Raw genomic sequence first — 263 nt, 5'->3', positions numbered from 1 at the left:
GCAAGTCATCATTGTTTACGACCGCTTTCAATTTGAACCCACTCCGCATCGTAACGCCTTGAATGGAATCGAACCGCCGACCCTCAGTTCAGTTGGCTCTGTCTGGATAATTTTTCTAACAAACGCAGCTACTTCCTCTTCGGAGTGGTCAACTTGGGTCGGTGATGTCGGCAGCTAGCATCAAAACCGGTCATTGGCTGATCGTCTGGCCTCGGAACAAAGTCATCCTCAATGCGCTATGTCCTGATGACAAGAACAGGCGT

This window comes from Rhizobium sp. Leaf311 (assembly GCF_001423445.1).
In the GTDB taxonomy this organism is placed as follows: Bacteria; Pseudomonadota; Alphaproteobacteria; order Rhizobiales; family Rhizobiaceae; genus Agrobacterium.
Note: the sequence above shows the minus strand (reverse complement) of the source record.